At 62.1% G+C, this 19,783-nt stretch carries 18 protein-coding genes; 6 read left to right on the top strand and 12 right to left on the bottom strand.

What is annotated here, in order from left to right; all coding sequences use genetic code 11:
• Positions 1-86: 86 nt before the first annotated feature.
• Genes C7I85_RS03405 through C7I85_RS03390 form a run of 4 tightly spaced genes read right to left on the bottom strand, consistent with a single transcriptional unit; the run spans position 87 to position 3,313 of the window.
• Positions 87-1,064, bottom strand: a complete 978-nt coding sequence (locus C7I85_RS03405; protein ID WP_106722515.1) for a quinone oxidoreductase family protein — start codon at positions 1,062-1,064, stop codon at positions 87-89.
• A 2-nt stretch (positions 1,065-1,066) separates the two neighbouring features.
• Positions 1,067-1,843, bottom strand: a complete 777-nt coding sequence (pcsA, locus tag C7I85_RS03400) for a phosphatidylcholine synthase (protein ID WP_428832810.1) — start codon at positions 1,841-1,843, stop codon at positions 1,067-1,069.
• Positions 1,786-2,400, bottom strand: coding sequence for a DUF1326 domain-containing protein (locus C7I85_RS03395; RefSeq protein WP_106722513.1), 615 nt, complete (start codon positions 2,398-2,400; stop codon positions 1,786-1,788). The genes pcsA and C7I85_RS03395 overlap by 58 nt, the downstream gene beginning before the upstream one ends.
• Before the next feature lie 19 nt (positions 2,401-2,419).
• Positions 2,420-3,313, bottom strand: coding sequence for a DUF2182 domain-containing protein (locus C7I85_RS03390; protein ID WP_106722512.1), 894 nt, complete (start codon positions 3,311-3,313; stop codon positions 2,420-2,422).
• A gap of 112 nt (positions 3,314-3,425) precedes the next feature.
• Here C7I85_RS03390 and C7I85_RS03385 point away from each other — a divergent pair, with 112 nt between their 5' ends.
• Together C7I85_RS03385 and hspQ are read left to right on the top strand one after the other, a co-directional pair.
• A complete protein-coding gene (locus tag C7I85_RS03385) occupies positions 3,426-4,652 on the top strand; it encodes a UbiH/UbiF family hydroxylase (protein WP_106722511.1) in 1,227 nt (408 codons plus the stop codon).
• 187 nt (positions 4,653-4,839) lie between these two features.
• Positions 4,840-5,172, top strand: coding sequence for a heat shock protein HspQ (hspQ, locus tag C7I85_RS03380; protein ID WP_106722510.1), 333 nt, complete (start codon positions 4,840-4,842; stop codon positions 5,170-5,172).
• Between the two features lie 73 nt (positions 5,173-5,245).
• On the opposite strand, the gene C7I85_RS03375 is transcribed toward hspQ, so the two are convergent.
• On the bottom strand, positions 5,246-5,872 hold the full coding sequence (locus C7I85_RS03375; RefSeq protein WP_106722509.1) for an invasion associated locus B family protein: 627 nt from the start codon (positions 5,870-5,872) through the stop codon (positions 5,246-5,248).
• Positions 5,873-6,148: 276 nt separating this feature from the next.
• Between C7I85_RS03375 and C7I85_RS03370 the strand changes: the two genes are divergently transcribed.
• Positions 6,149-7,930: an extracellular solute-binding protein gene (locus C7I85_RS03370; protein WP_106722605.1), complete on the top strand. Its 1,782-nt coding sequence runs from the start codon at positions 6,149-6,151 to the stop codon at positions 7,928-7,930.
• A gap of 21 nt (positions 7,931-7,951) precedes the next feature.
• Positions 7,952-8,632, top strand: a complete 681-nt coding sequence (locus C7I85_RS03365; RefSeq protein ID WP_106722508.1) for a DsbA family oxidoreductase — start codon at positions 7,952-7,954, stop codon at positions 8,630-8,632.
• A gap of 784 nt (positions 8,633-9,416) precedes the next feature.
• Here the strand turns inward: C7I85_RS03365 and C7I85_RS03360 are convergent.
• Positions 9,417-10,934: an NAD(P)H-hydrate dehydratase gene (locus C7I85_RS03360; RefSeq protein WP_106722507.1), complete on the bottom strand. Its 1,518-nt coding sequence runs from the start codon at positions 10,932-10,934 to the stop codon at positions 9,417-9,419.
• Between the two features lie 349 nt (positions 10,935-11,283).
• On the opposite strand from C7I85_RS03360, the gene C7I85_RS03355 reads away from it, so the two are divergent.
• Together C7I85_RS03355 and glnA are read left to right on the top strand one after the other, a co-directional pair.
• Positions 11,284-11,622, top strand: a complete 339-nt coding sequence (locus C7I85_RS03355; protein ID WP_106722506.1) for a P-II family nitrogen regulator — start codon at positions 11,284-11,286, stop codon at positions 11,620-11,622.
• 57 nt (positions 11,623-11,679) lie between these two features.
• Entirely contained in the window at positions 11,680-13,089 is a 1,410-nt protein-coding gene (glnA, locus tag C7I85_RS03350; protein ID WP_106722505.1) for a type I glutamate--ammonia ligase, read from the top strand.
• 149 nt (positions 13,090-13,238) lie between these two features.
• Here the strand turns inward: glnA and C7I85_RS03345 are convergent, their stop codons facing one another.
• The 6 genes from C7I85_RS03345 to C7I85_RS03320 form a co-directional block, all read right to left on the bottom strand.
• Positions 13,239-14,279: a glutamine synthetase beta-grasp domain-containing protein gene (locus C7I85_RS03345; protein ID WP_106722504.1), complete on the bottom strand. Its 1,041-nt coding sequence runs from the start codon at positions 14,277-14,279 to the stop codon at positions 13,239-13,241.
• Positions 14,280-14,479: 200 nt separating this feature from the next.
• Positions 14,480-15,274 (bottom strand): ATP12 family chaperone protein, encoded by a 795-nt coding sequence (locus C7I85_RS03340; protein WP_106722503.1) that lies wholly within the window; start codon positions 15,272-15,274, stop codon positions 14,480-14,482.
• Positions 15,275-15,281: 7 nt separating this feature from the next.
• The gene (locus C7I85_RS03335; protein WP_106722502.1) at positions 15,282-16,196 is read right to left on the bottom strand and encodes a DMT family transporter; all 915 of its coding nucleotides are present in this window, start codon (positions 16,194-16,196) and stop codon (positions 15,282-15,284) included.
• Complete coding sequence (locus tag C7I85_RS03330; protein ID WP_106722501.1) at positions 16,193-17,182, bottom strand: RluA family pseudouridine synthase; 990 nt, start codon at positions 17,180-17,182, stop codon at positions 16,193-16,195. Before C7I85_RS03330 ends, C7I85_RS03335 begins: the two co-directional genes overlap by 4 nt.
• 351 nt (positions 17,183-17,533) lie before the next feature.
• Positions 17,534-18,367 carry an aspartyl/asparaginyl beta-hydroxylase domain-containing protein gene (locus tag C7I85_RS03325; RefSeq protein WP_106722500.1) on the bottom strand — a complete coding sequence of 278 codons (834 nt, stop codon included), beginning with the start codon at positions 18,365-18,367 and terminating at the stop codon, positions 17,534-17,536.
• A 97-nt stretch (positions 18,368-18,464) separates the two neighbouring features.
• Complete coding sequence (locus C7I85_RS03320) at positions 18,465-19,778, bottom strand: replication-associated recombination protein A (protein ID WP_106722499.1); 1,314 nt, start codon at positions 19,776-19,778, stop codon at positions 18,465-18,467.
• Positions 19,779-19,783 lie beyond the last annotated feature (5 nt).

Here is a 19,783-nt window from a genome sequence, read left to right as displayed (position 1 = left end):
TATTGTTTTTATGTTCCCGGCCTTAGCGTATGCGCGCGCCTTCGACAACGCAAAGCGACTTGAATTTTGAAAGTCCTTCAAGAATTTCAGGGTATAAGGATGGTAGTCCCCGTGGTTTTCCGCCCTTCCAGATCCCGCTGCGCGTTGGAAGCCTCGCTCAACGGGTAGCGCTGATTGATCATGATCTTGACAGCGCCGCTCGCAACCACGTCGAAAAGGGCCTTGGCGGAAGCCTCGAGATTCTCGCGCGTTGCGTTGTAGCCAAAGAGCGTCGGCCGGGTCGCATAAAGCGACCCCTTCTGCGCCAGGATGGCCAAATTGAAAGGCGGGATCGGTCCTGAGGACTGTCCGAAGCTGACAAACAGTCCCCTCGGCCGCAGGCAGTCGAGCGAACCCGGGAACGTATCCTTGCCGACCGAATCGTAGACGACGTCACAGAGCTTGCCGCCGGTAAGCTCCTTCACTTCGGCGACGAAATCCTTTTCGCGGTAGTTGATGACGTGGTCGAAACCGTGCGCCTTGGCCAACTCGATCTTTTCCGGCGAACTCGCCGTGCCGATCACAGTTGCACCGAGATGCTTTGCCCACTGGCCGAGGATGAGACCTACGCCACCGGCCGCGGCATGATAGAGGATCGTGTCGCCGGGCTTCACCTTGTGGGTGCGGAGGACCAGATACTCGGCGGTCATGCCCTTCAGCATCATCGCTGCAGCCTGCTCATCGCTGATGCCGTCGGGAATCTTCACCAGCCTGTCGGCCGGTATGACGCGTTCTTCGGAGTAGGCACCGATTGACGTCACATAAGCAACTCTGTCCCCCTTGCGGAGCCAGTCGACACCCTGCCCTGTTTCCTCAACCACCCCCGCAGCCTCGCCCCCCGGGATCAAGGGCAATCCGGCCGGCGCCGGATAGAGGCCGGTGCGATAATAGGTGTCGAGGAAATTCAGCCCGATCGCGGTGTGGCGGATAAGAACCTCGCCAGGACCGGGCCGGCCTGGATCGACATCCTCATAGACGAGCACTTCCGGACCACCATGGGCGTGGATGCGAACGGCTTTGGACATTGTCAGGTCCTCTTGGCACCGAGTTTGGGGAAAAGCTGCATGACGCCCCCAATGAAGAACAAATAGATGCCGGTAACCGCGATGCCGATCTTCACGGGCTCGCTTGCATCCATTGCCTGCGCCAGCGCGATGGCGCCGAAGGCACACCAGGCAAGGAACACCGCGAGGTTGATCTCGCGCAGCCGCTTCACCCGGACGGGATGCAGAAAATACATCGGCACGAAGGTCATGATCGCAGCAACAAGCACCACGGCGAAGGACACCCACTCGCCTGGCTGAATCACAAATAGCGTGAATACGAGCATGTTCCAGACCACGGGGAACCCCTTGAAGAAGTTCTCCTTCGTCTTCATGCCGGTATCGGCATAGTAGATTGCGCTCGTAACCACGATCAACGCCGCGGACAGGAACGACAGGCGATCACCCATGAAGCCGCGTTGATAGAGCGCAAAGGCCGGAATGAGCACATAGGTGACATAGTCTATGATGTTGTCGAGCAACTCACCGGACCAGGTCGGCAGGACTTCCTTGACCTCGAGTTTGCGCGCGATCGGGCCATCGATGCCGTCGACGAAAAGCGCCAGCCCCAGCCACCAGAACATCGCCGTCCAGCGCTGTTCGCTTGCCGCCACCAGAGACAGGAAGGCAAGGAACGAACCGGAAGCGGTCAGCAGATGAACGGAAAAGGCCTTTGCTTGCGGCCAGGTAACTTTTTTGGGTTTCACGGGCCCCGCCAGTCCAGTTTGCAGATTTCGGCCGAGCGGCCGGCAAAATTCCAGTTTCGACCGAAGGCGCGCATCCTGCTTTTGTCGGACTTGGCCACGACGATCTCGGGCGCGATCCAATATTCCGAATTGGTGATGACCGTGTCGCTGTCCCTGTTCTTGCCGGGAATCGGCGTCACCGCGCCATCGATGATCTTCGGAATCTGGAAGATGCGCGTCTTATTTTGCGTCTCATAGCTGATCGGCACCTGTTCGACACCGAGAAAATTCCCCACAAGGATCGAAAGGAGCGACGTGGTGCCGCCGGCCTTGCCGGTGAAGATCTTGGTGAATGCCTTTACGGCGTAGATCGAGGCACGCTTGTCGATGAAGAGGCCGGCCGTCCAGTTGCCGCGGCTCATATAGCCGGGGATTTCCATCACCAACCCGAGGTTGAGGCCGGAGAGATCAACGTCGCCATAATGACCGGCATCGACGCGGAAGCCGGCCCAGGTCTGGCAATAGCCCTCGCTGGGAGGATGATTGCCGAGCGACAGCACGCAAGGACAAAAAACTGTGCAGTTACAGGAGAGTACCAATTCTCCTTTCATTGCCCAGCTTTGGTCGGCCATGGAATGTCCCCCTTCCCGGTCAGGCGGAACTTACTAGAAGCACAACCGCCCACACAAGCAGTATCGCACCCGCGAGCCGCGTTGGAAGGCGCTTTGTTCCTTGTTTTTCGACCAGCGTAAACAGCGCAATCAGCGCCATCCAAAACAAATTCATGATGCCGACTGCAAACATCACCAGCATCAGCGCCCAGCAGCAGCCGAGGCACCAGACGCCCTGCTCCAGACCAAGCTTGAAAATACGCGATGGCCTGTCGCTCCAGCGGGCGAACAGGATCGAGAACGGGTTGCGGCACTTTTTCAGGCAGGCCTGTTTAAGCGAGCTGAACTGGTAGAGCCCGGCAATGCCGAGTGCGATGCCACCCGCCAGGCCGGCAAGCGGCGCGCCCGGTTGCGCCGTCGCGGCGACCTGGAGCGCAAGCGACAGGCCCGCAAACAGTACCGACGCGGCCAGCCATACGGACAAATACCCTCCAACGAGCGCCAAAGGATGCACCACTAGCTCCCCCTTCAGCCGTGCGGTATCGGCGATCTCGCAATAGGTCCGGATCATCGGCGCCGCCGATGGCAGCATCATCGCAACCGACATCAGCAGCCACATCAGCGTCAGCGCAAAGAACGCCTCCAGCGCGAAGCTGCCTAGCGGCGCCGGCGTCAGACACAGCAGGAAGAACCGATCGAGGAAACCCGGCAAGGGCAGATCGGGCAGCATGCGCAAGAGAAAATCGCCGGGAGCACCGGTGCCCGGCGCGCGAAGCTCGGCCCCGCGCAGCGCCATGGCGGCGAGCAGAATCCACGACAGCGCAATGCCGGCTCCCAGGGCAAGGTACACCGCCTCGCGCGGATCGCGCGCGATCGCCCCCGTGGCACGCCCCGCCCGGTCGAGATTGTCGAAGCCGTCCAGCTTGTTGTTCATCACCAATCGATGGGCTGAATCGCCACGTTGATCAACATGATCGCCGCAACCTATATGAGAGTACTGGTCGGACTCTGTTTCCGGCTTGCGTGAATGCGGATGGGGCGTCGCCATGGAACCTGCCGAAACTGCCAATGTCATCGTCGCGGGAACCGGTCCCGCTGGTTTGATTGCCGCGTTGGCGATGGCGCAAGCAGGCTTTTCGGTCCAACTCGTCGGTCCGGCCGTCATCGGCAAGGACCGCCGCACCACCGCCCTCATGGTTCCCGCCCTAGAATACATGGAATCGATCGGCGTTTTGAGTGCAATCGAACCCAATGGCGCGCCGTTGCGCACCATGCGCATCGTCGACGCAACGCGCCGGCTGATCCGCAGCCCCGTAGTGACATTCCACGCCAGCGAGATCAGCGAACCCTATTTCGGCCTCAACATCCCGAACCTGTATCTCAATGAGGCGCTCGAACAGGCCGTGAAGGCTCAGCCCGGCATTGTGTGGCACGAAGCCATGGTCGAACGCTGGGATCCATCGGCCGACCGCGTCCGTGCAATTCTGCCCGACGGAACGGCGCTTACCGCGGCACTCGCAGTGGCCGCCGACGGACGCCTTTCGCCGGCTCGCGAGGCGGCCGGCATCTCGACATCCACGCATCCCTATCCGCAGGCCGCCCTCGTTCTCAATTTCGCGCATACGCGCGAACATGGGTTTGCCTCGACGGAATTCCACACCGAGACCGGCCCGTTCACCCAGGTGCCGCTGCCTGGCAACCGCTCGAGCCTTGTGTGGGTCGTTAGGCCCGAGACGGCCGACGAACTCGTCGCGCTCGACGACGAGACGCTGTCGATGCGCGTTGAGGAGCGCATGCAATCCATGCTCGGGCGTGTCACGGTCGAGGCCGGCCGGCAGGTTTATCCGCTCTCGGCCAGGTTACCGGCGCGCTTTGCCCAAAACCGCATCGCACTTGTCGGCGAAGCCGCGCACGTCTTCCCGCCGATCGGTGCGCAGGGGCTGAACCTCGGCATCCGGGACGTCCAGCAACTCGTTGAAATCGCGGCCAGCCATAGGTCCGATCCGGGATCTTCGTCGGCGCTTTCGACCTACGACCGTCGCCGCCGCCCGGACATTTTCGCTCGCACCGGTGCGGTTGGCCTGCTGAACCAGTCGCTGCTGTCCAACCTGCTTCCGGCTCAAATGCTGCGCAGCGCGGGCCTCAGCATTCTCGGTGGATTTGCGCCGCTTCGGGCTCTCTTCATGCGCGAAGGGCTCAAACCTGGCAGCGGCCTCGCAGCGCTCGGGTCGTCGCTTCGCGACAGCTTTCCACCTCGCGTGAGCACGCACTGAAAGAGGTCTGCATAGCGAGACAGATTCCTCGCCTTGGATTCTCCCGGCTAACCCCTTGTTCCCGAACGCGTTGAGCGGATCGGGATTGAATTGCTGCAAGCGCTACGCCAAATAACTTTCGAGCAGCAAGCCTCGACGGTTCGAGGTCAGGAACGCCCGGCTCGCCGGGCTACAGGAATTTGCAGACGTGACTGAAAGCAAGACGGCAAAGTTTGCGATCGGCCAAGTGGTGCGACACCGCTTGTTCCCCTTCAGGGGCGTCATCTTCGACGTCGATCCCGAGTTCAACAATACCGACGAATGGTACGAGGCGATTCCGGCCGAGGTTCGCCCGCGCAAGGACCAGCCCTTCTACCACCTGCTCGCCGAAAACGACGAGACGGAATATATCGCCTATGTGTCGGAGCAGAACCTGCTCGCCGACCAGTCCGGTGACCCGATCCGCCATCCGCAGTTGCGCGAGTTCTTCGACAAGGCCGCCGACGGCAGCTATGCGCCCAAGCGCCAGGCGCGCCACTGAAATCTGCGCCGGCCTTCGAGGCAACAAAAAAGCGGGGCTAAAACCCCGCTCTTTCTTGTATCTGGCTTGAAGATCAGTTGGCCGTCTTGGCCTTGTCCTGCTCTTCCTTGAGCTTCTTGGCGAAGTCCTCGTTGTTCTTGGAGACGAACTCCTGGAGCTTCTTCTGGCGCTCTTCGAGGTCCGACTGCTGCATGGCCGGGCCATCGAACACGCCGGTGAAGCCCTGCAGCGAAACCTTGACCGGGTTCTGCTGGTTCTGGAAGTTCACGGAGGTCAGCGTCAGCTCCGAGCCCTTCTTGAACGAGGCGATGAGCTGGTCGGTCATCGGAGCCTCGGCGACGCAGCGGTCGGGGAAGCAGATCACGTAGTCGAGCTTCTGGGCCTTGCCGTTATCGATCTGGAGGCCGATGCCGGGAGGAACGAGACGGCCGGTCGGTACGGTGACCTGGAAAACCTTGCGGTTGATCTTGCCCTTGAGCTCGATCAGGCTGATGCCGGTGACGAGCTGGCCGGAAGCGGCGGTGGAGATGTTCTGCACGTTGCAGATATCCACGTCTTCCTGCTTCGAGCAGGCCTTGAACCAGCCCTGCGGAATTTGCTGAGCTGCAGCCGGCGCCGACGCAAAACCAGCGGCGAGCACGCCGACCACGCCTGCGGCCATGACCGAAAGACGGGCAATGTCGGTTTTCAGGCTCGTCATCTATCTCAATCCTCTCAAATGATTCCGGGACCGGCTCGCGGTGCCGTCGCCACGCTACCTGTTTGGTAATTGAGGCAACAGCATGACTTTTGCCGGCGTGTTACACTGCCCCGCGTCCCGAATCCAGCCCCGTCCACTGTGATTATTGGGGGAAGACTCAACTAAGCTCACAATACCGCCGTCATGTTAGATTCAAATACGAATCAAATCGAAGTTGCTATGTCGAGGACGCCGGTGAGAAGCCGCATATTTCTTTCGCTCTGCACCGGGGCGGCCATGTTGCTTGGAAGCGTAAGCGCAGGCCTTTCCGAGCCGATGCATTCCATCGCCATGCAGGGGGAACCCGCGCTCAAGGACGGTTTCCGCAATTTTCCCTATGTGAACCCCGATGCGCCCAAGGGCGGCAGCGTCACCTATTGCGTTGTCGGCAGCTTCGACAACCTCAATCCGTTCATCCTGAAAAGCCTGCGCACCACCGCGCGCGGCATGATCGACACGATCTATGGCAATCTGGTGTTCGAGCCCTTGATGCAGCGCAGCGCCGACGAGGCGTTTTCGCTTTACGGCCTGCTCGCCGATTCGCTCGATATCTCGCCTGATCGGAAGGTCGTGGAGTTCCATCTTAATCCGAACGCCAAATGGTCGGATGGAGAGCCGGTGACCGCCGACGACGTGCTCTTCACCTACGACGTCTTCACCGCCAAGGGGCGCCCGCCCTACAGCGATCGCATGAAGAAGATCGCCAAGCTCGAGAAGACGGGCGAGCGCAGCGTGCGTTTTACCTTCAACGAAAACGCCGATCGCGAATTTCCGCTCATCATTGCGATGACGCCGATCGTCCCCAAGCACGCGTTCGACAAGGAGACCTTCGACCAGACGACGCTGAAGCCGTTGGTCGGCAGCGGTCCCTATCGGGTCGAACAGGTCGTGCCGGGCCAGCGCATCGTTTTCCAGCGCAACCCCGACTATTGGGCGAAGGACCTGCCCTCCAAGCGCGGCTACGACAATTTCGATCGCATCACCATCGAGTATTTCCTCAACGCGAACTCCCTCTTCGAGGCCTTCAAGAAAGGGCTGTGCTCGCTCTACGAGGAGCCTGACCCGGTCAAGCGCGAGCGCGATCTCGACTTTCCGGCCATGCGCGACGGCAGGGTGGTGACCGAGACCTTCGACAACGGTCTGCCGCCCGTCGTCCAGGGTTTCCTGTTCAACACGCGGCTGCCGAAGTTTGCCGACCCGCGCGTGCGCCGTGCGCTGGCCCTGCTCTACGACTTCGAATGGGCGAACAAAAATTTGTTCGACGGCCAGTTCAAGCGCACGGCGAGCTACTGGCAGAATTCGGAACTGTCCGCGCTCGGCCGCCCGGCCAGCGAGGAGGAGCGGAAGCTGCTCGCGCCCTTCCCCGGCAAGGTGTTGCCGGAGGTCATGGACGGCACCTACCTGCCCCCCGAGACTGACGGCTCCGGCCGCGACCGCACCGAACTCAAGGCCGCGCTCGATCTCCTGAAGAGCGCCGGCTACCGCATCGAAGACGGCAAGCTGCTCGATCCGCATGGCGTGCCCTTCAGCTTCGAGATCCTCACCGCTTCGCAAAGCGAGGAGCGGCTGGCGGCTCTCTACCAGCGCACGCTGGCCAAGATCGGCATTGCGGTCACCATTCGCGCGCTCGAGGCCGACCAGATCCAGATGCGCAAGCAGCGCTTCGACTTCGACATGCTGATCGGCAACACAGGCTTTGTCGGATCGCTGTCGCCCGGCATCGAGCTGCTCGGGCGCTGGGGCTCGGAATCCGCCAAAGCCGAGGGCTCGTTCAACCTGTCCGGCGCGTCCGACCCGGCGATCGACGCCATGATCGAGGCGTTGCTCAATGCGCGCGACAAGGATTCCTACATCGCGGCCGTGCGCGCGCTTGACCGGCTGCTGATCTCCAGCGCCTACATGGTGCCGATGCAGTACGACAACCGGAAATTCGTCGTCTATTGGAACTATCTGGCGCACCCGGACCGGACTCCTATATTCGGGTATCAACTTCCCACCTGGTGGCACAAGCCGGACTGACCGGCAGGAAGGTACCCCGCTATGACCGCACCCCAGCAGTCCCTCACGGTCGACGTCGTCTCGGATGTCGTCTGCCCCTGGTGCTTTATCGGCCAGAAGCGGCTGGACAAGGCGGTCGCGGCTGTGCCGGACGTGGATGTCGAAATCCGCTGGCGGCCGTTTCAGCTCGATCCGACCATCCCGCCCGAAGGCAAGGACCGCCAGGAATACATGCTGGCGAAGTTCGGCAGCGCCGACCGCCTGCGCGAGATGCACAGCAGGATCAAGGAGTTGGGAGCGGTCGAGGGCATCGATTTCGACTTCGGCGGCATCACGATGTCGCCCAACACGCTCGACGCCCATCGCGTGCTGCGCTGGGCCAGCGCCAGCGGCGCCGAGGTGCAGGGCAGGCTCGCACGCCGGTTCTTCCAGCTCTATTTCGAGGAAGGCAAGAACATCGGCGACCATGCAGTGCTGGTCGAGGCCGCGGGCGAAGCCGGAATGGACGCGCCGGTGGTGGCGGCAATGCTTGCCACCGATGCCGATAGCGAGGCCGTTGCCGGTGAGGTCGCCACCGCCTCGCGCATGGGCATCACCGGCGTTCCCTGCTTCTTGTTCGAGGGCAAATATGCGGTGATGGGCGCGCAGGACACCGACACGCTGGCCGACGCAATCCGCCAGATCGCCGCCGCCAAGGCCCGCGGCGAATTGGCTGGCGGGTAAAACGTCGGCGTGCTCCATCCCGCCCTCGTGGTTCGAGGCTCCGTTTCGCTTCGCTGCACTGCGCACCTCACCATGAGGGCTACCGGCGGCTCCCACCCCCTCTCCTGAGTTGAGGCGTGGCGCCTAGCTCCCTCATGCTGAGGCGCTCGCCCGCAGGGCGAGCCTCGCCCTTCGACAGGCTCAGGGCACGCACCTATTCATTGCCACGCCCGGTTTTTTGACCGTCTGGCTTGTTCAAAGAACTGGGAAGACGGGCGGTCGGGAAACGCGCTCGTTTAAGTAAATCTGCGGTCTCCGCGACCGCCCGTTCGATGCTCTTGCCTGGGTTTGTTCGCCTCCGCATTCGCGCGGCCAGCCACACCCTGGGCCCGGACTTGGGGGTTCATCACCCAGCAGTGCGACCGTAGCACCACCAGCCCGGACATCGTCGCCCTCCACGCTCATCCGGTTCATGACCCGTGTTCCCGGTGAGGCCGATGCGGGCATTATGCGGGAGGCGGCAATGTGGGGGAGAAAGCAGGTGGTGATTTTTGTTTTGGGGCAAATGATTTCAGTGGGTTAGCTTTGGTCGACTTCGGAATTCTCAGGAATCCATCCCCGTTTTCTGGCCGCCGCACCCCCTCTCCGTCGCGCTTCGCGCGCCACCTCTCCCCCATTTCATGGGGGCGAGGAACCCAAGTTCTGAGAGGTCGTGACTTTGGCGGGTGCCGGTTCCTCGCCCCGCTCGCGGGGAGAGGTGGCGCGCGAAGCGCGACGGAGAGGGGATGACGAAGGTGGCGCCGCCCTAGCCCATCCAACCCTTGCGCGCAAAAAGATCGCCGAGGACCGGCCGTAGTGCCAGCGGCAAATCTTCGGCGAGGAGGCCCGGGCCGAAGCTGCGCGCGGCCTCGCAATGGATCCACACCGCCGCGCAGGCGGCTTCGAAGGGCGGCATGCCCTGTGCCAGCAGCCCGGCGCAGAGGCCGGACAGCACGTCGCCAGAACCTGCCGTCGCCAGCAGAGGCGTGCCGTTGCTGTTGATCGCGGCTCGCCCGTCCGGCGAAGCAATCACCGTATCCGGCCCCTTGTAGACGATCACGGCGTCCGCTCTCGCGGCCGCGGCACGTGCCTTTTCTACCTTCGACAACTTCGTGTCGTCGGCGATATCCCGGAACAGACGCCGGAATTCGCCTTCATGCGGCGTCATGATCGCCTTGGGCGCCCCTTGCGCATGCAGAGCGGCGAACAGCGCTTCGGGCTGGAATGCAGCCGAAGTCAGCCCATCCGCGTCGAGCACAAGGCTTTCAGGCGCGCCATCGATTGCAGCAAGCAGGTCGAGCAGGAAATTGGCGACTTCCTGCTCCGGCCCCAGTCCCGGCCCGTAGACCAGGGTCTGCGGCTTGCGCGCGTCGAGAAAGCCCAGCACCTCGTCCAGCGTATCGGCCTTGCGCAGCATGATGGAGGTCAGATGCGCGCCGTTCACGGCCAGCGAGCGCGTCGGCGAGAGCACGGTGACCGCCCCTGCCCCAACGCGCGCCGATGCCATCGCTGAAAGTCGCGCCGCGCCGGTCGCCGTAGGGCTGCCGGAAAAGACGCCGACATGGCCGCGACGATATTTGTATGTGTCCAATGCCGGCACCGGAAATTTTTCCAGCCAGATATCGGGCAGGTTCTCGAAGCAGCGCGGGCCGATCTCGGCGATGACCTCATCACTTATACCGATGTCGACGACCTCGACATCGCCGCAGAGCGTCCGGCCGGGCTCCAGCAGATGGCCGGGTTTTTTGCGCGCGAAAGTGACGGTCAGGGCCGCGGCGAATGCGTCACCGAGTATCTGGCCGCTCTCGCCGGAAACGCCGGACGGCAGATCGACCGCCACAACGGGCACACTGCTTTCCTTGGCGACACGCGCAGCGCGTGCAGCCGCCTCAGACAGCGGCTTCGAAAGGCCGGCGCCATAGAGCGCATCGACGACAAGGTCGCCGGGCTCGGGCATGAAATCAGCCAGCGGGCGCGGTTCAACCGGGTAGTCGGCAGCGGCTATGGCTGCATCGCTGCCGGCGCGAGGCTCTCCCTCATCCCACAAATGCACGTCGACGCCGCCCTTGACCAGTAGCCGGGCGACCACATAGCCGTCGCCGCCATTGTTGCCGGGCCCGCAAAGCACATGCGCGCAGCGCATTTCCGGAAAGCGCGCCAGGATCAGCGTGGCGATCTGCGTGCCGGCATTCGACATCAGCCCATAGCCGTCGAACGGCCCGTGCTGCATCGCGAGCTTGTCGGCTCGGCCCATTTCGCTCGGGGTCAGGATTTCATGCGACATGCCAGGCTCATCCCAAGAGGTCGGAACGCATGATGACTATCATATCGCGGCCTTGCCCAAAATGGAGGCCATGGCTCAAGATCGGAGGTCGCAACGGGTCGATTGCCGGCGCAAATGCCCAAACTTTAGGCGAGTTGCACAAGTTTTGATCTTCTGATTGGATTTTCTTCGCCGTCCTTCGGTGAAGTCTGCATCGAAAGTGAACAGATTGCACCCCAAGCGCAATTTTTCGCTTTCTTTTCAGCCCGAAGGAAAAATCCTTGCGCAGACTGGCGACTGGCACGCTTCCTGCTTAAAGAAGCACAGTCGGGTCTGCCCCGTTCATTCCCAGTGGAGGCCGAAAGATCAAATGAAGAAGATCGAAGCGATCATCAAACCGTTCAAGCTCGACGAGGTGAAGGAGGCCCTTCAGGAAGTCGGCTTGCAGGGCATCACGGTTACCGAAGCCAAGGGTTTCGGCCGCCAGAAGGGCCACACGGAACTCTATCGCGGCGCCGAATACGTCGTAGACTTCCTTCCCAAGGTGAAGATCGAGGTGGTGCTGGGCGACGATGCCGTCGAAGCGGCCATCGAGGCGATCCGGAAGGCGGCCCAAACGGGGCGCATCGGCGACGGCAAGATTTTTGTCTCCAACATCGAGGAAGTGGTGCGCATCCGCACCGGCGAAACCGGCCTGGACGCCATCTGACAGGCAGCCCCCTAAAGATTCTCCCGTTTCAACGTCATTGCACAGGAATTCAGACATATGACGACAGCCAAAGACATCCTTAGGCAGATCAAGGACAACGACGTAAAGTTTGTCGATCTTCGCTTCACCGACCCCAAGGGCAAGCTGCAGCACGTCACCATGGACATTGCCGAGGTCGATGAAGACATGTTCGCCGACGGCGTCATGTTCGACGGCTCGTCGATTGCCGGCTGGAAGGCGATCAACGAGTCCGACATGCTGCTGATGCCGGATCCGGACACCGTCCACATGGATCCGTTCTTTGCGCAGTCGACCATGGTCATCCTGTGCGACATTCTCGATCCGGTTTCGGGCGAAGCCTATAACCGCGACCCGCGCGGCATCGCCAAGAAAGCCGAGGCCTACATGAAGGCCGAGGGCATCGGCGACACCATCTTCGTCGGCCCGGAAGCCGAGTTCTTCGTCTTCGACGACGTCAAGTACAAGGCCGACCCCTACAACACCGGCTTCAAGCTCGACTCGAGCGAACTGCCGTCCAACGACGACACCGATTACGAGACCGGCAACCTGGGCCATCGCCCGCGGGTCAAGGGCGGCTACTTCCCGGTTCCGCCGATCGATGCTGCGCAGGACATGCGCTCGGAAATGCTGACCGTGCTGACCGAAATGGGCGTGCGCGTCGAAAAGCACCACCACGAAGTGGCGGCCGCCCAGCACGAGCTTGGCGTCAAGTTCGATACGCTGGTTCGCAACGCCGACAAGATGCTGCTGTTCAAGTATGTCGTGCATCAGGTCGCCAATGCCTATGGCAAGACCGCGACCTTCATGCCGAAGCCGGTTTTCGGCGACAACGGCTCGGGCATGCACGTGCACATGTCGATCTGGAAGGAAGGCAAGCCGACCTTTGCGGGCAATGAATATGCCGGCCTGTCGGAAAACTGCCTCTACTTCATCGGCGGCGTCATCAAGCACGCCAAGGCCATCAACGCCTTCACCAACCCGCTGACCAACTCCTACAAGCGTCTGGTTCCGGGCTATGAGGCGCCGGTGCTGCTGGCCTATTCGGCCCGCAACCGCTCGGCCTCCTGCCGCATTCCGTTCGGCTCCTCGCCCAAGGCCAAGCGTGTCGAGATCCGCTTCCCCGATCCGGGCGCGAACCCGTATCTGGCTTTCGCGGCCCTGCTGATGGCCGGCCTCGACGGCATCAAGAACAAGATCCACCCCGGCCAGCCGATGGACAAGGATCTCTATGACCTGCCGCCGAAGGAACTGAAGAAGATCCCGACCGTCTGCGGCAGCTTGCGCGAAGCGCTGCAGGCCCTCGACAAGGACCGCGGCTTCCTGAAGGCCGGCGGCGTGTTCGACGACGACCAGATCGACAGCTTCATCGAGCTGAAGATGGCCGAGGTGATGCGCTTCGAAATGACCCCGCATCCGGTCGAGTTCGACATGTACTACTCGATCTAAGCCCCGAGAAATTAAAAGGAAAAGGCCCCGGAGCAATCCGGGGCCTTTTTTCATTGGAGGCGTGCGCGCATCTAGCGCATCCGCTTCGTGCCAAAAAAGAATGGCCCGGAGTCGCCTCCTGGCCATTTGAGTGTTCCCCTGCCTAATTTTTAGGCTGCCGCCTTCTTCTCCGAGATGGTCGGCACTTCGGAGATGGTCTTCAGCACCTGCGAAGCGATCTGGTACGGGTCGCCCTGGGAGTTCGGGCGGCGATCCTCAAGATAGCCGCGATAGCCGTTGTTGACGAAGCTGTGCGGCACGCGGATGGAGGCGCCGCGATCGGCCACGCCATAGCTGAACTTGTTCCACGGCGCGGTTTCGTGCTTGCCGGTCAGGCGCAGATGGTTGTCCGGGCCGTAGACGGCGATGTGATCGTCGAGGTTCCGCTCGAAGGCAGCCATCAGCGCTTCGAAATAGTCCTTGCCGCCCACTTCGCGCATATGGACGGTCGAGAAGTTGCAGTGCATGCCCGAGCCGTTCCAGTCTGTGTCGCCCAGCGGCTTGCAGTGGAACTCGATGTCGATGCCGTATTTTTCGGTCAGGCGCAGCAGCAGGTAACGGGCGATCCAGATCTGGTCGGCCGCCTTCTTCGAGCCTTTGCCGAAAATCTGGAATTCCCACTGGCCCTTGGCCACTTCGGCATTGATGCCTTCATGGTTGATGCCGGCGGCGAGGCAGAGGTCGAGATGCTCCTCGACGAGCTGGCGAGCGATGTTGCCGACATTCTTGTAGCCGACGCCCGTGTAGTACGGGCCCTGCGGGGCCGGATAACCCTGCTCCGGGAATCCGAGCGGACGGCCGTCCTGATAGAAGAAATATTCCTGCTCAAAGCCGAACCAGGCGTCGTCGTCGTCCAGAACGGTGGCGCGCGAGTTGGACGGATGTGGCGTGACGCCATCGGGCATCATCACTTCGCACATGACCAGGACGCCATTGGTGCGGGCAGGATCGGGATAAAGTGCGACGGGCTTCAGCACGCAATCCGAGCTGCGGCCTTCCGCCTGCATGGTGGAGCTGCCGTCAAAGCCCCAGAGCGGAAGCTGCTCCAGCTTCGGGAACTCCGCAAATTCCTTGACCTGCGTCTTCCCGCGAAGATTGGGCGTCGGCGTATATCCATCCAGCCAAATATACTCGAGCTTGTACTTCGTCATGCTAAACCTCTCATCATCTGCATCGGCCACTGGCGACCGTCCGCAGATGTAAAAAGCAAGCTGCGTGCCAGATTGAAAAAGCCCGCATCTCCTCGGGTTCAGGAGATGCGGGCTCTAAAGCGAAGCACAAAAATTAGGCAGGTACGCGCATTTGGGCGGACACTTTGCACAACAGACGTGCCGCCGCGCCGGGCCTGCAATCAGCGCTGCGAGAGTGCCGCCAGCAGATTGACCGCGGCCATCATGTCGCGCTTGCGGTTATTGCGCCGCGCGACCGCCTCGGAATCCTGGCCCCACTGCGCGATCTGCCAGTCCTCGTCGACGTGAGCGGCGGCCCAGGCCGTCTCGGCGTCAAGCTCTCCCGCCTCCACGGCCAAAGCGAGCAGCGCCGAGCCGGTCAGCGTCGTCATCAGGTGAAGCGCGGCGAGCCTGTTCGGCTCCGTCCGATGGCTGAGATGGATGCCGATGGCACCGATCGCCTCGCGCGGCTGGTCGACATGCATGACGCCCTCGGCAAGCACGAAACGCGCACCAAGCGAAGCACGCGCCCAGTCCAGAACGCCATCCCAGGCCTCTGCCTGCTTCGCCACCAGCCCCTCCGGGCTGTCGGCCCGATAGCAGAGCAGATCGGTCGAGGAGAAGCGCAGGATGTCTTCCAGCACCGCCTGCGGGTCGCTCGCCACGCCATCGATGGCGGTGTTGACCAATCGGGTGACCGGCATGGTCATCGGGTCGATATATTCTTCCTGTGCGGCGAACTCGTCGGCCACCAGTTGCGCTGCGGCCGCCGTCGGCAGCTCGAGCAGTGCCTTGGTGGGCGTGCGCACCGACTTGCCGTCAAGATGCACGGCAAAGCCCTCGGCCACCGGCGCAACCGTCACTTCCTTGTAGAAGCGCTTGGGCAGTTGCCGCTTGAGTTGGCCCTGCGCCCGCCGCACCGGATCGGGATCGGACAGGAAATCGGAAGTCTCGAGATCGTTCAGAAGGTCGCGCATAATTTCCTCACACTGGCGGGCGGCGGATGCGCCTGTTGACGACAATGATGCCGCAGACGATCAGCCCAAGCGCCAGATACATTCGCTGTCCCAGCGGCTCTCCCAGCAGCACGCCGCCAAACAGAACGCCGAAGGCGGGTGTCAGGAAGGCGAAGCTGGACAGCCCCGCGGCAGGATAGCGCCGCAACAGCCAGAACCATACAATATAGGTGAAGGCGACCACATACACAGCCTGAAAGAGCACGGCTGCGATCGGCACCCAGGTGATGTCGCGGAATACCGGACCGGCCACCGACAAGAGCGGAATAGCCGTCACCGTCGCCACGACGAGTTGGTAAAGCAGCAGCTTTTCAGAACCCACATTGGCAAGCTTGGTGCCCCTGATCGCCAGTGTGGTCGCCGCCCAGAACACGCCGGCAAGCAAGGCCATCACGTCGCCGGCCAGCGCCTGCGGACCGGGACTGCTGAGCTTGTCGGAAAACACCACCACGACGCCGGCGAAGGCCAGTGCGAGGCCAATCCACTTCTGCAGCGTCATACGCTCGCCGAGCAGGAAATGCGCGCCGACCAGCACCCAGAAGGGCATGGCGTTCAAAAGCAGTGTGCTGCGCGCGACCGTCGTGTATTGGAGCCCGATGAACACCAGCAGGAATTCGCTGCTGAACAAGAGCCCGGCCAATATGCCGGCCGGCAAGGTGCCGTCGCGTTCGAACAGTCGCACGCCACGATAGCGGCACCATGCGAAGACGATCAGCGCGCCGATGGCCGATCGCGCCATCGACAGAAAGACGGGGCTGAAGCCAATATTGGCGAACTTGGCGGCGACGCCGTTCAGCCCCCACGAGACAGTGAGGAAAATCATGATCGCCGCCGCGGCGAAATCGATCGTGTCGCGCCGCTCCGGAATTTCTCCGACGCTCATTCCTCGGGCTCGCCGTTCGCCTCGTCGAATCCGAGCAGGTTCCAGCTCTGGCGCATATGCGGCGGCAGCGGCGCGGTGACGTCGATCACGCCGGAGCCGCTGGGATGCGGGATGCGGATGCGCCGCGCATGGAGATGCAGGCGGTTCTGCATGCCGCCCGGAAAATCCCAATTGGTGTCGGCTTCGAAATATTTCGGATCGCCGATGATCGGGCAGCCGATATGGGCGGCGTGGACGCGCAGTTGGTGCGTGCGGCCCGTGTAGGGCTCCATCTCGAGCCAGGTGAGGCGCTGCGCAGCGTGCTCGATGACACGGTAGTAGGACACGGCGTGGTCGGCGCCGCGCTCGCCATGCTTGGCCACGCGCATGCGGTCGCCATCCGGCGTGATCTCCTTGATCAGCCAGGTGGAGATCTTATCCTCGGACTTCTTGGGCATGCCCTTGACCAGCGCCCAATAGGTCTTCTTGGCGTCGCGGCCCCGGAACGCCTCGGCGAGCTTCATCGCGGCAAGGCGCGTTCGCGCCACCACGAGCACGCCGGACGTGTCGCGGTCGAGCCGGTGCACGAGGCGCGGCTTCTCGCCCTTCTTGTTGCGCCAGGCTTCCAGCATGTCGTCGACATGACGGTTGACGCCAGAACCGCCCTGGACGGCGAGCCCAGCCGGCTTGTTGAAGACGAAGACCTTGTCGTCCTCGTAGAGGAGCATCTGGGAGAGCACATCGGCATCGTCCTGGTTGCGCATGGTGCGCGCGGTCAGCGGGCCCTCGCCCTTCTTGTCGACCTCCAGCGGGGGTACGCGCACCATTTGCCCCGGCTCGACGCGGGTGTCGGCCTTGGCCCGGCCGCCGTCGATGCGGACCTGCCCCGAGCGCAACAGCTTTTGCAACTGCACGAAACCGAGCCCCGGATAGTGCGCCTTGAACCAGCGGTCGAGCCGCATGCCCGCCTCGCCGGCTTCAACCTTGATCTGCTCTACGCCTGCCATTTCATCCAGTCCAAATCGCCCGGGCGTTAAGCACCGGGCAGTGCGCGGCTTCATCCGAAATGAATGTTGCCCACGGCCCGGGCCGGCTCGAAAGCCTCGCCTCGACCATGGGCAGCGATGCCGCTTGTTTCTGTCATAATCGTTCCGAACCGGTTCGCACCTTTCGGATCGATGTTCAATGGGCCAGAAGGCCAATCCGCCTAGAGCGGGATGACTTCTGTTGAATCGCCACCGCTCAGGTTCTTGCTTCTGGAGCAAGATCTTGTCCGAAAAGTCTGCAACTTTTCGGGATCATGCTGCTTTTGGAGCCTGATCTTGTCCGAAAAGTCTGCAACTTTTCGGGATCATGCTCTATTTGGCCGGCGCCGATTTCGGGTCGCGCGCGCCGATCATCTTCCAGTTCTTGTAGAACATGGCCTTCATGCGGTCGACGCTGATGGAAATGCCGGCGAGCAGCATGGACAGGAAACCCGGCACCGGAGACGGGCGGATGACGTCCATGAACACGCAATAGCGACGGCCGTCATGCTCGTTGACCGAACGATGCATCAAGGTGTCGTCGAAGATGAACAGCGGATTCTCATACCAGAAGTGCTTGACGTTGCCGCACTCGATGAAGATCTGGTCGGTCTTCGCAGGGCGGAGGTTGTAGAGCACGCGCAGCGTCAGCCGCAGCGGACCATAGTGGAAAGAGGTCGATTCCCGGCCGCTGAACACCGACACCGCGATGGTACGGATATATTTGAACTTGCGGGTAAACTCGGGAACGTTGTCGATGTGCTGCTTGCCGTACCACTGGTAGACATACATGCCGCGGCGACCGCTCTCGAAGTTCGCGTCGATGTCCGAAATGATTTCCGACTGCCTGGCCTTGAACACGTCGAGCACTTCCTCGACCTCGCGGCGATAGTCGTCGGGGAACTGCTCCAGCTTCCACACGCCCCAGTTCTTGTAGGACAGAAGGTCGACGAACAGGTTGAAGGGCGACAGCAGCCAGGTGAACAGGCCGTTGCCGGCAAAGTAGAGGCTGAAGAGCCTGGTGTCCTTGCGGTCGTTGCGCATCACGTCGATCAGGCCGCACAGGATGAACAAGGCCGTGATGATCGGAATGAAATAGAAGGCGACCGCCAGAACAACTACGGCAATGCCGATCTTGCGAACGGTCTTGAGAGACTTCTTGTTCATTTTTCTAACCGGAAAATTGGGGGTGCGTTTGGCTGTGTTTACGAAATTCGCGGGCTAAAGGCCAGCGCCATACGAAAGGCCAGCCTGAGGCGCCGCTCTACTTGCCGCGGCTCTTTTCGCTGCGCAGCTTGGACCAATAGTCGAGCCGCTTTCTGATCTCGCGTTCAAAACCCCGTTCAGGCGGGTCGTAGAAGGTGTGGCGGCCCATCTTCTCCGGGAAATAATCCTGCCCGGAAAAGGCTTCAGGCGTGTCGTGGTCGTACTGGTAGCCGTCCCCGTAGCCTTCTTCCTTCATGAGCTTGGTGGGCGCATTGAGGATGTGGCGCGGCGGCAGCAGCGAGCCGTGCTCCTTGGCGGCACGCATCGCGCCCTTGAAGGCGGTGTAGAGGGCGTTCGACTTGGGGGCAGTGGCGAGATAGACGCAGGCCTGCGCGAAGGCGAGTTCGCCCTCGGGCGAACCGAGATAGTCGTAGGCATCCTTGGCGGCATTGGCGATGACCAGTGCCTGCGGGTCGGCAAGACCGATGTCCTCAACCGCCATGCGCACCAGCCGGCGGCCGATATAGAGCGGATCCTCGCCGGCATCGAACATGCGCGAAAGGTAATAAAGCGCCGCGTCCGGATCGGAGCCGCGCACCGATTTGTGCAGCGCCGAGATCAGGTTGTAATGGCCGTCCTGGCCCTTGTCGTAGATCGGCGCGCGCCGTTGCACGATGCGCAGGAGACCTTCCGAATCGAAGATTTCGCCTGGCTTCGCCGCGCGCCAGATTTCCTCGGCAAGCGTCAGCGAAGCGCGGCCGTCGCCATCGGCCATGCGCATCAGCGTCGCCCTGGCCTCGTCGTCGAGCGGCAGCGGCTTGCCTTCCGTCTCTTCGGCGCGCTTGAGCAGCTTGGCGATGCTGTCCTCGTCGAGCGAGCGGAAGACCAGCACCCGCGCGCGCGACAGAAGCGCGGCATTGAGCTCGAATGACGGATTTTCAGTCGTCGCGCCCACCAGTATGACGGTTCCGTCTTCCATCACCGGAAGAAAGGAATCCTGCTGGGCGCGATTGAAGCGATGGATCTCATCCACGAACAGCAGGGTCTGGCGCCCATTCGCACGACGAAGGCGCGCGCCGTCGAAAACCTTCTTGAGGTCCGCCACGCCGGAGAAAATCGCGGAAATCTGCTCGAAGGCAAGGTGCGTCTCGCCAGCCAAGAGCCGCGCCACAGTGGTCTTGCCGGTGCCGGGCGGGCCCCAGAAGATCATCGACCCCAGCGAGCCGGAGCGGATCATGCGCGTCAGCGCGCCGTCCTCGCCGGTCAGATGCTCCTGGCCGACGACCTCTGCAAGGCTCGCCGGGCGCAGGCGGTCAGCCAGCGGGCGCCCGGGCGCTGCCTTCTCCGGTTCGGCCTGGAACAGATCGGCCATACTCG

The organism is Pseudaminobacter soli (ex Li et al. 2025) (assembly GCF_003012705.1).
Classification (GTDB): domain Bacteria; phylum Pseudomonadota; class Alphaproteobacteria; order Rhizobiales; family Rhizobiaceae; genus Pseudaminobacter; species Pseudaminobacter soli.
Note: the sequence above shows the minus strand (reverse complement) of the source record. Positions and strands in the feature narration are given on the sequence as shown.

Bases quoted from the DNA above. Each gene is read 5' to 3' on its own strand.
- C7I85_RS03405 (WP_106722515.1), bottom strand. From the start codon at position 1,064: ATGTCCAAAGCCGTTCGCATCCACGCCCATGGTGGTCCGGAAGTGCTC.
- C7I85_RS03395 (WP_106722513.1), bottom strand. From the start codon at position 2,400: ATGGCCGACCAAAGCTGGGCAATGAAAGGAGAATTGGTACTCTCCTGT.
- C7I85_RS03390 (WP_106722512.1), bottom strand. From the start codon at position 3,313: ATGAACAACAAGCTGGACGGCTTCGACAATCTCGACCGGGCGGGGCGT.
- C7I85_RS03385 (WP_106722511.1), top strand. From the start codon at position 3,426: ATGGAACCTGCCGAAACTGCCAATGTCATCGTCGCGGGAACCGGTCCC.
- C7I85_RS03375 (WP_106722509.1), bottom strand. From the start codon at position 5,872: ATGACGAGCCTGAAAACCGACATTGCCCGTCTTTCGGTCATGGCCGCA.
- C7I85_RS03370 (WP_106722605.1), top strand. From the start codon at position 6,149: ATGTTGCTTGGAAGCGTAAGCGCAGGCCTTTCCGAGCCGATGCATTCC.
- C7I85_RS03365 (WP_106722508.1), top strand. From the start codon at position 7,952: ATGACCGCACCCCAGCAGTCCCTCACGGTCGACGTCGTCTCGGATGTC.
- C7I85_RS03360 (WP_106722507.1), bottom strand. From the start codon at position 10,934: ATGTCGCATGAAATCCTGACCCCGAGCGAAATGGGCCGAGCCGACAAG.
- C7I85_RS03355 (WP_106722506.1), top strand. From the start codon at position 11,284: ATGAAGAAGATCGAAGCGATCATCAAACCGTTCAAGCTCGACGAGGTG.
- glnA (WP_106722505.1), top strand. From the start codon at position 11,680: ATGACGACAGCCAAAGACATCCTTAGGCAGATCAAGGACAACGACGTA.
- C7I85_RS03345 (WP_106722504.1), bottom strand. From the start codon at position 14,279: ATGACGAAGTACAAGCTCGAGTATATTTGGCTGGATGGATATACGCCG.
- C7I85_RS03340 (WP_106722503.1), bottom strand. From the start codon at position 15,274: ATGCGCGACCTTCTGAACGATCTCGAGACTTCCGATTTCCTGTCCGAT.
- C7I85_RS03335 (WP_106722502.1), bottom strand. From the start codon at position 16,196: ATGAGCGTCGGAGAAATTCCGGAGCGGCGCGACACGATCGATTTCGCC.
- C7I85_RS03330 (WP_106722501.1), bottom strand. From the start codon at position 17,182: ATGGCAGGCGTAGAGCAGATCAAGGTTGAAGCCGGCGAGGCGGGCATG.
- C7I85_RS03325 (WP_106722500.1), bottom strand. From the start codon at position 18,367: ATGAACAAGAAGTCTCTCAAGACCGTTCGCAAGATCGGCATTGCCGTA.
- C7I85_RS03320 (WP_106722499.1), bottom strand. From the start codon at position 19,778: ATGGCCGATCTGTTCCAGGCCGAACCGGAGAAGGCAGCGCCCGGGCGC.